Here is a 278-nt window from a genome sequence, read left to right as displayed (position 1 = left end):
GCCTATGACAACGTGGCGTTGCCGATGCGCCTGGCGCGCCGTGGCGAGGCCCAGGTGAAGGCGGATGTGACGGAGATTTTGCGCTGGGTGGGGCTGGCGCATCGCATGCATGCCCGGCCTGACGAGCTCTCCGGCGGCGAGCAGCAGCGCATTGCCATCGCCAGGGCCGTGGTGGCCCGGCCGCGGCTGCTGGTCGCCGATGAACCGACGGGAAATCTCGATGACGAACAGGCACAACGCCTGATGCTGCTGATCACAGCACTCAATAAGCTCGGCAC

The 278-nt window shown here is 66.5% G+C and carries 1 protein-coding gene; it reads left to right on the top strand.

Annotated elements, in window-relative coordinates; translation table 11 throughout:
- Positions 1–12: 12 nt before the first annotated feature.
- Positions 13–278, top strand: a 266-nt coding sequence (locus ACX6XY_RS30205; RefSeq protein ID WP_460337840.1) for an ATP-binding cassette domain-containing protein, incomplete at its 3' end; no start/stop codon positions are given.

The organism is Streptomyces sp. O3, assembly GCF_054788135.1.
Note: the sequence above shows the minus strand (reverse complement) of the source record. Positions and strands in the feature narration are given on the sequence as shown.